Source organism: Streptomyces sp. CGMCC 4.7035 (genome assembly GCF_031583065.1).
In the GTDB taxonomy this organism is placed as follows: Bacteria; Actinomycetota; Actinomycetes; order Streptomycetales; family Streptomycetaceae; genus Streptomyces; species Streptomyces yaanensis.
Map to the genome: position 1 here is coordinate 4,816,753 of NZ_CP134053.1, position 13,803 is coordinate 4,830,555.

13 protein-coding genes are annotated in these 13,803 nt (G+C 71.8%); 9 read left to right on the forward strand and 4 right to left on the reverse strand.

The window, feature by feature from the left end; all coding sequences use genetic code 11:
- The first annotated feature begins 76 nt into the window (after window positions 1–76).
- Window positions 77–610, forward strand: a complete 534-nt coding sequence (locus tag Q2K21_RS20760) for a DUF6328 family protein (protein WP_310773160.1) — start codon at window positions 77–79, stop codon at window positions 608–610.
- A gap of 1,331 nt (window positions 611–1,941) precedes the next feature.
- On the opposite strand, the gene Q2K21_RS20765 is transcribed toward Q2K21_RS20760, so the two are convergent.
- Window positions 1,942–2,400 (reverse strand): ATP-binding protein, encoded by a 459-nt coding sequence (locus Q2K21_RS20765; RefSeq protein WP_310773163.1) that lies wholly within the window; start codon window positions 2,398–2,400, stop codon window positions 1,942–1,944.
- 248 nt (window positions 2,401–2,648) lie between these two features.
- Here Q2K21_RS20765 and Q2K21_RS20770 point away from each other — a divergent pair, with 248 nt between their 5' ends.
- Together Q2K21_RS20770 and Q2K21_RS20775 are read left to right on the forward strand one after the other, a co-directional pair.
- Window positions 2,649–3,509, forward strand: a complete 861-nt coding sequence (locus tag Q2K21_RS20770) for a helix-turn-helix domain-containing protein (protein ID WP_310773166.1) — start codon at window positions 2,649–2,651, stop codon at window positions 3,507–3,509.
- Between the two features lie 12 nt (window positions 3,510–3,521).
- Window positions 3,522–3,746, forward strand: a complete 225-nt coding sequence (locus Q2K21_RS20775; RefSeq protein WP_310773169.1) for a DUF397 domain-containing protein — start codon at window positions 3,522–3,524, stop codon at window positions 3,744–3,746.
- Window positions 3,747–3,905: 159 nt separating this feature from the next.
- On the opposite strand, the gene Q2K21_RS20780 is transcribed toward Q2K21_RS20775, so the two are convergent.
- Window positions 3,906–5,033 (reverse strand): 8-amino-7-oxononanoate synthase, encoded by a 1,128-nt coding sequence (locus Q2K21_RS20780; protein ID WP_310773172.1) that lies wholly within the window; start codon window positions 5,031–5,033, stop codon window positions 3,906–3,908.
- A 147-nt stretch (window positions 5,034–5,180) separates the two neighbouring features.
- On the opposite strand from Q2K21_RS20780, the gene bioB reads away from it, so the two are divergent.
- The 4 genes from bioB (at window position 5,181) to Q2K21_RS20800 (ending at window position 9,526) form a co-directional block, all read left to right on the forward strand.
- Complete coding sequence (gene bioB / locus Q2K21_RS20785) at window positions 5,181–6,419, forward strand: biotin synthase BioB (protein WP_310773175.1); 1,239 nt, start codon at window positions 5,181–5,183, stop codon at window positions 6,417–6,419.
- A complete protein-coding gene (locus Q2K21_RS20790; protein ID WP_310773178.1) occupies window positions 6,412–7,692 on the forward strand; it encodes an adenosylmethionine--8-amino-7-oxononanoate transaminase in 1,281 nt (426 codons plus the stop codon). The genes bioB and Q2K21_RS20790 overlap by 8 nt, the downstream gene beginning before the upstream one ends.
- A 1-nt stretch (window position 7,693) precedes the next feature.
- The gene (gene bioD / locus Q2K21_RS20795; RefSeq protein ID WP_310773181.1) at window positions 7,694–8,410 is read left to right on the forward strand and encodes a dethiobiotin synthase; all 717 of its coding nucleotides are present in this window, start codon (window positions 7,694–7,696) and stop codon (window positions 8,408–8,410) included.
- 435 nt (window positions 8,411–8,845) lie between these two features.
- Entirely contained in the window at window positions 8,846–9,526 is a 681-nt protein-coding gene (locus Q2K21_RS20800) for a class I SAM-dependent methyltransferase (protein WP_310773183.1), read from the forward strand.
- Here the strand turns inward: Q2K21_RS20800 and Q2K21_RS20805 are convergent, their stop codons facing one another.
- Both Q2K21_RS20805 and Q2K21_RS20810 read right to left on the reverse strand, forming a co-directional pair.
- Window positions 9,527–9,901 carry a fic family toxin-antitoxin system, toxin component gene (locus tag Q2K21_RS20805; protein WP_310773185.1) on the reverse strand — a complete coding sequence of 125 codons (375 nt, stop codon included), beginning with the start codon at window positions 9,899–9,901 and terminating at the stop codon, window positions 9,527–9,529. It lies immediately after the preceding gene.
- A gap of 4 nt (window positions 9,902–9,905) precedes the next feature.
- The gene (locus tag Q2K21_RS20810) at window positions 9,906–10,169 is read right to left on the reverse strand and encodes a toxin-antitoxin system HicB family antitoxin (protein WP_310773188.1); all 264 of its coding nucleotides are present in this window, start codon (window positions 10,167–10,169) and stop codon (window positions 9,906–9,908) included.
- A 225-nt stretch (window positions 10,170–10,394) separates the two neighbouring features.
- Between Q2K21_RS20810 and Q2K21_RS20815 the strand changes: the two genes are divergently transcribed.
- On the forward strand, window positions 10,395–11,225 hold the full coding sequence (locus tag Q2K21_RS20815) for an ABC transporter ATP-binding protein (RefSeq protein ID WP_310773190.1): 831 nt from the start codon (window positions 10,395–10,397) through the stop codon (window positions 11,223–11,225).
- A gap of 7 nt (window positions 11,226–11,232) precedes the next feature.
- Window positions 11,233–13,794, forward strand: a complete 2,562-nt coding sequence (locus Q2K21_RS20820; RefSeq protein WP_310773193.1) for an ABC transporter permease — start codon at window positions 11,233–11,235, stop codon at window positions 13,792–13,794.
- Window positions 13,795–13,803 lie beyond the last annotated feature (9 nt).

Sequence of the window (13,803 nt, forward strand, 5' to 3'; positions counted from 1 at the left end):
GGCCGTCACCCCGTCGGGGCGTGAGGCCGTCACCCCGTCGGGGCGTGAGGAGGAGCGGAACGGTTACTCGTTCTCCATGGCCGACCGACCTCCCGACCAGGCACGGAACGAGACGCCCCTGGAGCGTTCCGACCGCAACTTCGCGGAGCTTCTGCAAGAGCTGCGGGTCACGCAGACCGGGGTGCAGATCCTCTTCGCCTTCCTGCTGACGCTGGCCTTCACCCCGCGCTTCCCGTCCCTCGACACGGTCCAGCGCGCCACGTACGTCACCACGCTCCTGCTCGCCGTGCTGGCCGCGGCCCTGTTCACGGCGCCGGCCGCCCTGCACCGTTCACTCTTCCAGCAGAACGCGAAGCCGGCCATCGTGCAGATCTCCTCCCGGCTCGCCACGGCCGGGCTGGGGGTCCTCATGCTGGCGTTCACCGGGGCGGTCCTGCTGGTGGTGAATGTGTCGCTCGGCCTGGGTGCCGGGATCGCCGCCGGCGGGGGCACGCTCCTGGTGTGTGTGGGGCTGTGGGGCGTTCTGCCCCGCCTGGTGCGGCGCACCGGACTCACCTCACCACGGGCCCCAGCACCGACAGACCGAGAACCGTCGGAACGCACCCGGTGACCGTCTCGGCGGCCCGTACCGGGGCGCTGGGCCGAGCGGCGGGCGGGCTGCCGATCAGGCGACACCGGCGGTCGCCCAGGGTCCCCACGGGTGCCCGTGGCCATGCCCGCACTGCTCCGCACGGCGGGACCCGAAGCGGCCCGCAGCCGACGGTGACGGCCCACGACCCGCCGACCGGCATTCACGCGGTGGCAGTCGGCGGGCGGGGTCGCCGGGCACCGGCTGATCAGGAGCGCGCCCGGGCTCTGGGGCCCGCATCAAGGGCGGGCGCCGGAGCGCGGGGGGAGGAACCATGCCCACCGCCGCGAGGAGACGACGTCGGGACCCTCCGACGGGCACGTCGACGCGACATCCTCCCCCGAGCACGGCGAGCGCAACGTCAAGACCCTCCCCCAGGCACCGCAAGCACGACCTCCAGCCCCTCCGTCGACCACGGTGACGCGACATCCTCCCCGGGGCACGGCGAGCACAACGTCAGGACCCTTCCCGGACACCCCGAGCGCGACCTCAGAACCTCCCGGACACCGCCAGCGCGACCTCAGGACCTCCCGGACACCGCCAGTGCGACCTCAGGACCTCCCGGACACCCTGAGCGCGCCTCAGAACCCTCCCGGACACCGCCAGCGCAACATCAAGCCCCTCCCCGGAGACCGCGAGCACGACCTGAGGACCCACCCGCGGGCACCCCCAGCGCAAGATCAAGACCCTCCCGCGGACACCGCCAGCGCAACATCAAGCCCCCGAACACCGCGAGCGCGACATCCGGACCACCCCCGCCGCCACAGCGGGCAGCGCCAAGCCCCGCCCAGGGCGGCTCGCCCGGCACGGCCGCGGTGCGGCACCGTCACGCCGTGCCGGAGATCGTCGCCTCGTCGCCGAGGTCCGCCCGCACGTCGCCGGGCAGCGGCCGGTACGCGGAGGTGTGCGGCATCAGCCGATCAGAGCCGTCCTCACCCGGCCCGGTGACCAGCGGGGCGTCGAGCCCGCGCCCGCCGCCTCAGGGGCCGCTCCCTCGGTGCCGACCGAGAGCGCCGGGTACGCCGCAGAGTGCCCCCTGGCCAGGGGCGGGCCGCGGCGTCACGGTGGTGCCGGAGGCGGTGGCAGGACCACGGCACCCGGGTGGCGTACGCCGCCGGAGCCGGGCACGCCGCGCCGTACGGTCTCGGTCGCGCACCGTCCGACGAGGCGGCGCCCGCGGCCGACGCGTTCCGCGCCCTGGTGCGCGGCGCCTTCGGAGGGGGCGGCACGGCACGTCTGAGAAGCAGCAAGCGTGCCGGAGCCGAGGGGGCCCAACGGACCGGCGCGAGCGCGGATCCCGTCGGGCCGCCGCCTCAAGGCTCCGTCTGTCCTCCCGCGGTGACCGACTGCACGGGTGCGTTCCACGGGAGTTCGATCGCGACCGTCTTCCCGCCCTCGCGGGTGGGCCGCACGCTCAGCTTGCCGCCGTACTCGGCGGTCAGCCAGCGGATGATCACCAGGCCTCGGCCGTTGTCCTGCTGCACGGCCGCGGGCAGGCGCTTCGGGAGACGCGGGTGACTGTCGGTGACACCGATGCGCAGTAACTCGTCCCGGTCGAGCGCGATGTCGACCGTGAACGTGGGCGACTGCCCGAAGGTGTGCTGCACCGCGTTGGTCGCGAGTTCGGACACGATCAGGCGGACGGTGTCGGCGACTTCGGCGTCGCTCGGCAGGCCCCATTCGACGAGAACGCTGGTGACGTATTTTCGGGCGGCGGAGACCGAGGCGGGATCGCTCGGCAGAGTGACGGATGCTTCCTGGTGATCTGCCATGGCGACGTCGTCCCTTTCCCACGGGACCGGAGTCCGACACGGAGCGGTTGGTTGAGTACGGTCCCGGACTTGGTGCTGCGCGCCAGCCTGCCATCACCAGGGCTCTCTCGGGTGCGTTCCCCCGAGATATGCATATATCTGTCGCTCGAAGCGGTGAACTCTCCGACGACCGACCGTATTTGGGCCGACCCCGGGCCCATCCTCTACCGTCGCCGTGAAAACCGCGCGAGGTGCGGAGGGAGTCGGCCATGCAGTACGGACCAGCGGTGCGCCGCCGCAAACTCGGCGCCGAATTACGCGCTCTGCGCGCCGGGGCGTGTCTCACGAGCGGTGAGGCTGCCGCTCTCGTCGGCTGGCACCAGTCGAAGGTGAGCCGGATCGAGACGGGTGCCAGCGGGGTCAAGCCTGCCGACGTGCGGCTGCTGCTCGACGCGTACGGCGTCGAGGACCCCGAACTGCGCGAACTGCTCCTCGTGTTGGCGGGCTCCGAGGACGGCGGCGGCCGGCAGAACTGGTGGCACGCCTACCGCGGGGTGCTGCCGCCGACCTACCGCGATTTCATCAGTCTGGAGTCCCAGGCGAGCGGGATGCGCACACTGGAGACCTCCGTCGTGCCGGGGCTGCTGCAGACGCCGGAGTACGCCCGGGCCGTGACCCGGGCCGCGGTCGGCACCCTGGAGGACGGCAAGCTGGACGCCCTGGTGGAGGTGCGGCTGGCCCGGCAGGACGTGCTGCGTGCCGATCCGCCGCTGAAACTGAGCGCCGTCCTGGACGAGGCGGTGCTGCGCCGGGAGGTCGGCGGACCGAAGATCATGGCGCGGCAGCTGGAGCGGCTCATGGAGGCGGCCCGGCTGCCCCAAGTACGGCTCCAGGTCCTGCCGTTCGCCGCCGGGGCGCACATCGGCATCACCGGGCCTTTCGTTATCTTCTCATTTCCGAGCAGATCCGATCTGGATGTGGTTGTTCTCGACCACTTGACGAGTAGCCTCTACCTCGAGCGGAAAGAAGACCTCCAGGCCTACAGCGAGGCCTTCAAGTCCCTTCAGATCCACGCCCTTTCGCCCGAGGACTCGTTGGATTACATCGCCGCGTTGGCCGGCGACGCGTAAGGAGGCACCCCCATGTCAGCACTGCCTCGGCACATCCCCTCCAGTACGTCCCTCCACGATGTGCGGTGGCTGCGCAGCAGCCGCAGTACGGGAATGAACAACTGCGTGGAGACGGCCCGTCCGGTCCACGGCCCGTGGACCGGACTGGTGGCCGTGCGCGACTCCAAGAACGTGACCGGACCCGCCCTGTTCTTCACCCCCGACGCCTGGGAGGAGTTCCTCGCCGAACTGAGCTGATCACGTCCGCATGACTCGGTTATGTTCCAGCCAATTTCGGACCGATTCCGAGTCACTTCCGTACGACGTGCAAGTCACTTCCGTACGACGTGCAAGTCACTTCCGTACGACGCGCGAGTCACTTCCGTACGACGCGCGATGCACGGCCGTTTCGCCGACTCACGGTCGCGTCTCGCCGATCACGCGGACGGCGTGCTCGATCTGCCCTTCGGTGAGGTCCGCTCGGGCGGTCAGGCGCAGCCGTGAGATGCCGTCGGGCACCGACGGCGGGCGGAAACAGCCGACGGCGACTCCCGCCGCACGGCAGTCGGCCGCCCACCGTACGGCCTGCTCGGGGGAGGGTGCCCGCACGGAGACGACGGCGGCGTCCGGCCGCACCGCCTCATGGCCCTCGGCCGTGAGGCGGGTGTGCAGGGCCGTCGCCACCGTGCGGGCCCGCGCGGCACGCTCCGGCTCGCGGCGCAGCAGACGCAGCGCCGCGAGCGCCGCCCCCGCCGCGGCGGGGGCGAGCCCGGTGTCGAAGATGAACGTCCGGGCGGCATTGACCAGATGGTCGATCACATGTGCCGGGCCGAGGACGGCGCCGCCCTGGCTGCCCAGCGACTTCGACAGGGTCACCGTCACCACGACGTCCGACGCGCCCGCGAGCCCCGCCGCGTGCGGGGCACCCCGGCCGCCGTTCCCGAGGACGCCGAGGCCGTGGGCGTCGTCGACGATCAGTCCGGCTCCGTACTCCCGGCAGGCGGCGGCCACTTCGGCCAGTGGGGCCGCGTCGCCGTCCACCGAGAAAACCGTGTCGGAGACCGCGACGGCGGGTCCCCGGTGGGTGTCGAGCGCCTTTCGGACCGCCTCGGGGTCGGCGTGCGCGACGACCTGGGTGGTACCGCGCGCGAGCCGGCAGCCGTCGATGAGCGAGGCGTGGTTGCCCGCGTCGGAGACGATCAGGGAACCGTGCGGCGCGAGCGCGGTGACCGCCGCGAGGTTGGCCGCGTACCCGGAGGAGAAGACGAGGGCCGCCTCGAAGCCGCAGAAGTCGGCGAGCTCGCGCTCCAGTTCGCCGTGCAGCTCCGTGGTGCCGGTGACGAGCCGGGAGCCGGTCGAGCCGCCGCCCCACAGCCGGGCCGCCCGGGCCGCACCCTCGGTGATCTCCGGGTGGCGGGCCAGGCCCAGGTAGTCGTTGCTCGCGAGGTCGAGGAGCGGGGAGTCGGCCGGGCGGGGGCGCAGCGTGCGGACGAGTCCGGCCCGGCGGCGCGCCCGCGCCTGCTCCTCGATCCAGCCGAACGCCATCGTTCCTCCAGAGCTTTTGTAGGCAGTGCACAGACACTAGCCGGGCGACCAGCCACCCAGGGTGTGGCAATACCCACACGTCGAACCGTGTCTCTTGTGCGAAGTCTCCTTGGCCCCGGGCGGTCCCGTAGGACAGGATCGGCTCCCATGGACCTGCTGAACACGCTGGTGGACAAGGGGCTGCGGCGCGAGATGCCGACCCGCGAGGAAGCGCTGGCCGTCCTCGCCACTTCCGACGACGACGTGCTCGATGTGGTGGCCGCGGCCGGCAAGGTGCGCCGCCACTGGTTCGGCCGACGGGTGAAACTCAACTATCTCGTCAACCTGAAGTCCGGTCTGTGCCCTGAGGACTGTTCCTACTGTTCCCAGCGGCTCGGTTCGAAGGCCGACATCCTGAAGTACACCTGGCTCAAGCCGGACGAGGCCTCCCAGGCCGCGGCGGCCGGAGTCGCGGGCGGCGCCAAGCGGGTCTGCCTGGTGGCGAGCGGGCGCGGCCCCACCGACCGGGACGTGGACCGGGTCTCCGACACCATCAGGACCATCAAGGAGCGGAACGAGGGCGTCGAGGTGTGCGCCTGCCTCGGCCTGCTCTCCGACGGCCAGGCCGAGCGGCTCCGCGCGGCGGGCGCCGACGCCTACAACCACAACCTGAACACGTCCGAGGCGACGTACGGGGACATCACGACCACGCACACGTACGCCGACCGGGTGGACACCGTGGAGAAGGCGCACGCGGCCGGGCTGTCGGCCTGTTCCGGCCTGATCGCGGGTATGGGCGAAAGCGACGAGGACCTGGTCGACGTCGTCTTCTCGCTGCGGGAGCTGGACCCGGACTCGGTCCCGGTCAACTTCCTGATCCCGTTCGAGGGCACTCCGCTCGCCAAGGAGTGGAACCTGTCCCCGCAGCGGTGTCTGCGGATCCTGGCAATGGTGCGGTTCGTGTGCCCGGACGTGGAGGTGCGCATCGCGGGCGGCCGCGAGGTCCATCTCCGTACGATGCAGCCGCTGGCCCTGCACCTGGCCAACTCCATCTTCCTGGGCGACTATCTGACCAGCGAGGGCCAGGCGGGCAAGGCCGACCTGGAGATGATCGCGGACGCCGGATTCGAGGTGGAGGGCACGGACCAGGTGACGCTGCCGGAGCACCGGGCGGCGACGGGCGGGTGCGGGTCGCACGAAGGCGCGGGATGCGGGTCGCACGAAGGCGGCGGGTGCGGGTCCCACGAGAGCGCGGGATGCGGGTCCCACGAAGGCGGCGGGTGCGGGTCCCACGAGACGGGCGGTGTCTGTGGTTCGGCTGCCGCACCGCAGGTGAACGAGCCGCGCACGGACCTGGTCGCGGTACGCCGCCGGGGTGCCGGAACGGATCTCGCGCCCAATGCCTGACCTTCCCGTGGACGAGCTGCTGGCCCTGGACCGGCAGCACGTCTGGCATCCGTACGGTCCCATGCCCGGCCGTCAGGAGCCGCTCGTCGTGGAGTCGGCGAGCGGGGTGCGACTGCGCCTCGCCGACGGCTCCGGCGAACTGGTGGACGGCATGTCGTCCTGGTGGTCGGCCATTCACGGCTACAACCACCCGGTACTCAACGAGGCAGCGCGCGAGCAGCTGGCACGGATGAGCCATGTGATGTTCGGCGGGCTCACCCACGAGCCCGCCGTCCGGCTCGCGAAGCTCCTTGTCGACTTGTCACCCGAAGGCCTGGAACACGTCTTCCTCGCGGACTCCGGCTCCGTGTCGGTCGAGGTGGCGATCAAGATGTGCCTTCAGTACTGGCGCTCGCTCGGCCGCCCGGCCAAGCAGCGGCTGCTGACCTGGCGTGGGGGCTACCACGGCGACACCTGGAACCCGATGTCCGTCTGCGACCCCGACGGCGGCATGCACGAGCTGTGGCGGGGCGTCCTGCCCCGGCAGGTGTTCGCCGAGGCGCCGCCGGCCGCGTACGAGGAGTCGTACGCCGACCATTTGCGCGAGATGGTGGCACGGCACGCGGACGAGCTGGCCGCGGTGATCGTGGAACCGGTGGTGCAGGGCGCGGGCGGGATGCGGTTCCACTCCCCCGCGTATCTGCGTGTGCTGCGTGAGGCGTGCGACGCACACGACGTACTGCTCGTCTTCGACGAGATCGCCACGGGGTTCGGGCGCACGGGCGCGCTGTTCGCCGCGGACCACGCGGCGGTGACGCCGGACGTGATGTGCGTGGGCAAGGCGCTGACGGGCGGCTATATGACCATGGCCGCGACGCTGTGCACCCCGCGGGTGGCCGACGGGATCTCCCGGGGCGAGGTGCCCGTGCTCGCGCACGGCCCCACCTTCATGGGCAACCCGCTGGCGGCCGCAGTGGCCTGCGCCTCGATCGAGCTGTTGCTGGGCCAGGACTGGCAGTCGGAGGTCAAGCGGATCGAGACCGGGCTGCGGGAAGGGCTCGCGGAGGCTACGGCGGTGCCCGGGGTGCGCGAGGTACGCGTCCTCGGCGCCATCGGCGTCGTCCAACTCGACCACCAGGTGGACATGACGGCGGCGACGCGGGCCGCGCTGCGCGAGGGCGTGTGGCTGAGGCCGTTCCGCGACCTCGTCTACACGATGCCGCCGTATGTGACCGGCGACGCGGACGTGGCACGGATCGCGCGCGCGGTGTGCGCGGCGGCACGGGAGAGCTGAGATGTCGGTACTGATGATCACGGGGACCGGCACGGAGGTCGGCAAGACGGTCACGACCGCTGCCGTCGCCGCGGTGGCCGTGGCCGCGGGGCGGTCGGTGGCCGTCCTCAAGCCCGCGCAGACGGGGGTACGGCCGGACGAACGCGGGGACGCCGACGAGGTGGCCCGGCTCGCGGGTGCCGTGACGACGCAGGAACTCGCCCGCTACCCGGAGCCGTTGGCGCCCGCGACGGCGGCCCGGCGCGCCGGGATGCCGCCCGTGCGGCCGCACGAGGTGGCGGAGGCGGCCGCGAAGCTGGCCGTCGAGCACGACCTCGTCCTCGTCGAGGGCGCGGGCGGGCTGCTCGTACGGTTCGACGACGAGGGCGGCACCCTGGCGGATGCGGCGCGGCTGCTGGCGGCGCCGATGCTCGTCGTCGCGTCGGCCGGTCTCGGCACGCTGAACACGTCCGAGCTGACGTCGCGTGAACTGCGGCGGCGGGGACTGGACTTGGCGGGTGTGGTCATCGGGAGCTGGCCCGATCCGGCCGATCTGGCGTCGCGGTGCAACCTCGTGGACCTTCCGGTGGTGGCCGAGGCGCCCTTGCTCGGCGCCCTGCCCGCGGGAGCCGGAGCGTACGCGCCCGCCGACTTCCGGGCCGGGGCGCCCACGTGGCTCGCGCCCCGACTGGGCGGGGCATGGGACGCGGCCGCGTTCACGTCGGCGTTCGCACCCTAGGCCCAGTCGTCAAACTCCCTCCCCCAGCCTTCGGCCGGGGGGACCCCCAGAGCACGCACCTTCTGCGACATCAGCCTCCCCCAAGCTCTCGGCTTCGCTCGAGCAGGGGGACCCCCATCGCGGCGGGCGTAGGGCCCGCCCTCCGGGCGGACGACGGGAGTTCGACGACAGGACCTGGGCCGGGGGCGTGCGGAGGCCCCCGCCTCGGCGATCGCACGGCACGGGTCGTGTATTCGTCGGCCTACGCTCCCGGGGACGGGCCGCTTGCCCACGGGCAGTTCGGTCCTGACCGCTGTACAGAGTTTCATCGCTTGACGTGCCCGCGCACCCCCGGCTCGTGGTCCCGGTGACGACGGGGCACGGGACGGGCGTGCGCGGGGTGCGGCCGGGTAAGAATCGCTGTATCGCCCGTCCTCCGCCCCCGGGAGGCCCCTCATGCCGGCCCGCGCCCCCATGGACGTCGTCCACCACCCCCTCTTCGCCCGCTTCTACGCCCGGTTCAGCGTGGCCGCCGAACGGACCGTGGGTCCGCACCGGGACGAACTCCTCGCCTGCCTGTCGGGGCGGGTGATCGAGGTCGGGGCGGGCAACGGTCTGAACTTCGCGCACTACCCCGGCACGGTGGCCGAGGTCGTCGCGATCGAGCCGGAACGGGCGCTGCGCCACCTCGCGGTGACCGCGGCCCTGCGCGCCGACGTGCCCGTGGACGTGGCTCCGGGTGCGGCGGAGGCGCTGCCGGTGAAGAGCGAGGCCTTCGACGCGGCGGTCGTGTCGCTGGTGCTGTGCAGCGTGCGGGATGTGGCGCGCGCTCTGTCGGAGATCCGGCGCGTGCTGCGCCCCGGCGGCGAGTTGCGGTTCTTCGAGCACGGCAGGGGCGGCGGGCGCGCGATGGAGCTCACCCAGCGGGCGCTGGACCGCACCGTGTGGCCCCGGCTGTTCGGTGACTGCCACGTCGGCCGGGACCCGGTCGCCGCGATCAGGTCGGCCGGCTTCGTCCTCGGGCCCTACCGCCAGGTGTCGGTGCCGGCCAAGGGGCCGCGGATGCCCAGCTCGTACTGTGTGCTGGGCACCGCCTGGCGGCCCGGCCTCAATGAGTCGACAGAGTCGGCGGAGTAGTCAAAGACTCCACTGCCGCAGCTCCTGCGCGATCTCGTGCACCGAGGCCTCACCGCTCTTGACCAGCCGGGCCAGGTCGCGCACCTGCTCCGGTGAGGTGATCACCTTGACGCCGCTGGCGACGAGGTAGGCGTAGGCGACCGCGGACGCGAACAGCGCGTTGGAGCGCTCCAGCGCCGGGACGTGCAGCAGGAGTTGGAGCAGGGCGGCGGCGCGGGCGTGCGGGGTGTCGTAGACGGGGACGCCGAATATCTCCGCGTCGTGCCGGCTGACGGCGGCGACGAGTGCGCCCCAGTCGGTGACCTGGGGATCTCCAGGCGTTTTCTGTTCGGCGACCATCAGCAGCCAGGCGAGGTCGATTCTGAGATGGCTCAATGGATCAGCGACGACCTTCGTTCCGGTGCTCGCGCGAGCCCTCGCCCCGGCCCTCGTGGGCCGCGCCGAACTCCTCGGCGAAGACCGACTCGTACTGCTTCATGAAGTCGGCGGCGGCCTCGACGAACGTGTGGCCGGCTTCCCCGGTGTCCTGTCGGACCAGTTCCTCTATGTAGCGGTTGACGCTCATACCGCGCTCCAGGGCACGTTCACGGGCGGCCCGGGCGGTGTCCTCGTCCACCCTCACGTTCAACTGGGTCTTCGCCATACTTCGACGCTAGCGCCGGGGTGCTAGCACCGGCAAGGGGGCGGTGGAGGTCCATCTCAGGGTGGAGGTTGCCCCTTACACGGGTATCAGGGACACGACCTGTGGCGGAGACGCGCCTGGACTTCGGGGGGATACCGACTGTGCCGTGCACCACATTACGCTCGGGCGGGACAGGGAAAACGGGGACGCCGGGACGTCGGGACGTCCACGACCGAGGAGGCGGACTTGTCCACTACTGCTGCGCAGCACACCCCGGGCCGCGCGGAGGCGGACGGGTTCGCCGCCCGCGCCCGGGGCCTGACGAAGGCGTACGGCTCGGGCGAGACGACGGTGCTCGCCCTCGACGCGGTCGACGTGGACATCGCACGCGGCCGGTTCACCGCGGTCATGGGCCCCTCGGGGTCCGGGAAGTCCACGCTGATGCACTGCCTGGCCGGGCTCGACACCGTATCGGCCGGGCAGGTGTGGCTCGGCGACACCGAGATCACGGGGCTGAAGGACCGCGAGCTGACCCGGCTGCGCCGGGACCGGATCGGCTTCATGTTCCAGTCGTTCAATCTGATCCCGACGCTCAACGCGGCCGAGAACATCACACTGCCCATGGACATCGCGGGCCAGAAACCCGACCAGCAATGGGTCGACCAGGTCATCGACACGCTCGGGCTGCGCGACCGGCTGAAGCACCGGCCGGCGCAGTTGTCCGGCGGGCAGCAACAGCGCGTCGCCTGTGCGCGGGCGCTCGCCTCCCGCCCGGAGCTGATCTTCGCGGACGAGCCGACCGGCAACCTCGACTCCCGGGCGGGGCTCGAAGTCCTGGGCTTTCTGCGCGAGGCGGTCGACGGTCTGGGGCAGACCGTCGTGATGGTCACCCACGATCCGGGCGCGGCCGCCCACTCCGACCTGGTGCTGTTCCTGGCGGACGGCCGGATCGTGGACGAGATGGAGCGCCCGACGGCGGAGGCGGTGCTGGAGCGGATGAAGCGTTTCGACACGGCGCGGGCGACCTTCGACAGCGCGATCGCGACCGCCGACGACGCGTCCGGCCCCGAGGACTGAGGCAACCGTGCTGAAGGCGACGCTGCGCAGCTTCCTCGCGCACAAGGGACGGCTGATGCTCTCGGCGCTGGCCGTCATCCTGTCCGTGGCGTTCGTCGCGGGCAGCCTGATCTTCTCGGACACGGTGACCCGGACCTTCGACCGGCTGTTCGCCTCCACAGCGGCCGACGTGACGGTCAGCCCCAAGGAGGACCTCTCCTCGCAGGTCCCGTCCGGGGTGACCGCGACCCTGCCCGCCGCGCTGGCCGCGAAGGTGGCCAAGGTCGACGGCGTCGCGGCCGTTCATGTGGACGCCGCCGTCAGCGACATCACGGTCGTCGACCGTGAGAACGCCCCCGTGGGACCCACCACCGGCGCGCCCACCATCGCGAAGAACTGGTACGTCACCGACCGCAGCCCGGTGAAACTCACCTCCGGACACGCGCCGCGGGGCCCCGGTGAGGCGCTCCTGGACGCGGACACCGCCCGCCACAAGCACGTGCGGATCGGTGACAGGCTGACGGTGCTCGCGCGGCCCGGCTCGTTCAAGGTGCGGGTCGTGGGGATCGCCACCTTCACGACCACCAACCCGGGCGCCGCCCTGGTCTTCCTGGACACGCCGACCGCCCAGACAAAGCTGCTCGGCAGCTCCAAGGCGGCCACGAGCATCTCGGTCGACGCGGCACAGGGCGTCGGCGACGCCCGGCTCAAGCAGCGGATCGCCGCCGCGCTCCCCTCCTCCTACGAGCTGCGGACCGCGAGCGAGAAGGCCAAGTCCGACACCGACCGGCTCGGTACGTTCCTCGACGTGATCAAGTACGTGATGCTGGGCTTCGCCGGCATCGCCGTGCTCGTGGGCGTGTTCCTCATCGTCAACACCTTCTCGATGCTCATCGCCCAACGCACCCGCGAACTGGGCCTGCTGCGCGCCCTGGGCGCCGACCGGCGGCAGGTGCGCCGGTCCGTGCTGATGGAGGCCCTGCTGCTCGGCCTGGTCGGCTCGACGCTCGGGCTCGCCGTGGGCATCGGACTCGCGGCCGGGCTCATCCGGCTGATGAGCGCGTTCGGCATGAACATCCGGTCCACCGACATGGTGATCGGCTGGGCGACTCCCGTCGCGGCGTACGTCGTCGGGGTCGGCGTCACGTTCGTCGCGGCGTACCTCCCGGCCCGGCGCGCGGCCGGCGTCTCCCCCATGGCGGCCCTGACGGACGCCGAGGTCGCCGGTGTGGGCAGACCGCTCAGGGTCCGCGCGGTGGCGGGCGCGATCGTCGGCACGCTCGGTGTGGCCGCGCTGGCGGGGTGCGCCCGGGCGACGGAAACCGCGTCGGCCGCCTCCCTCCTCGGGGTCGGCGTGATCCTCACGCTCGTCGCGACCGTGATCGCCGGCCCGCTGCTGGTGCGTCCGCTGATCCGGGTGCTGGGTGCCGCCTTCCCCGCGCTGTTCGGCGCGGTCGGGCGGATGAGCCAGCGCAACGCCCTGCGCAATCCGCGCCGCACCGGGGCCACCGCTTCCGCCCTGATGGTCGGGCTCGCCCTGGTGGGCGGGATGTCGGTGGCGAGCGCGTCCATGTCCAAGTCGTTCGACCAGCAGATCGACAAGACGCTGGGCGTGGACTTCGTGGTGCAGAACCGCAATTTCCGGCCCTTCCCTCAGGAGATCACCGACCGGGTCCGCGCCACTGACGGCACCGGGCTCGTCGTACGCCAGCGGTTCACGCCCGTCGCGGTGCGGCTGCCGGACGGCAAGCGCGTCGAGACGACGGCCGCGGGCTACGATCCCCGGCTCGACGACGTCGCCCACATCACCTACGCGCAGGGCGACACGGCCGCCGCCCTCGCGGACGGCAACGTGGCCATGGACGCGCAGTTCGCGAAGAGCCACGACGTCCGCGTCGGCAGTGCGATCCCGGTCCAGTTCCCGGCCGGACGCCACACCGATCTGAAGGTCGGCGCGCTCACCGACCAGGACGGGTCGGAGGGCTTCATTCAGGGCGGGGTGTTCTTCGGGATGGCGACGCTCCAGAAGTACGTGCCGAACGGACAGGACTCCGCCCTGTACGTCAACGCCGGGCCCGGTACCTCGAAGGACCAGCTGCGGTCACGCCTGGAGAAGACACTCGCCGCATACCCCCAGGTCCAGGTGCGCGACCGGGCCGACTACAAGAAGCTCGTGCACGACCAGATCGCCGTGCTGCTCTACCTCGTGTACGCGCTGCTCGGCCTGGCGATCGTCATCGCGGTGCTCGGGGTGGTCAATACCCTGGCCCTGTCGGTCGTCGAGCGCACCCGTGAGATCGGACTGCTGCGCGCGATCGGGCTCGCCCGGCGGCAGTTGCGCCGGATGATCCGGCTCGAGTCGGTGGTGATCGCCGTGTTCGGGGCCGTTCTCGGGCTGGCCCTGGGGCTTGTGTGGGGCGTGTGCATCCACCAGGTGCTCGCCCTTCAGGGCATGAAGGCGCTGGACGTCCCCTGGGGCACGATCATCGCCGTCGTGATCGGCTCGGCGGTCGTGGGGGTGGTGGCCGCGCTGCTGCCCGCGCTGCGCGCGTCGCGCATGAATGTGCTGGCGGCGATCGCGCACGAATGATGTACTCGG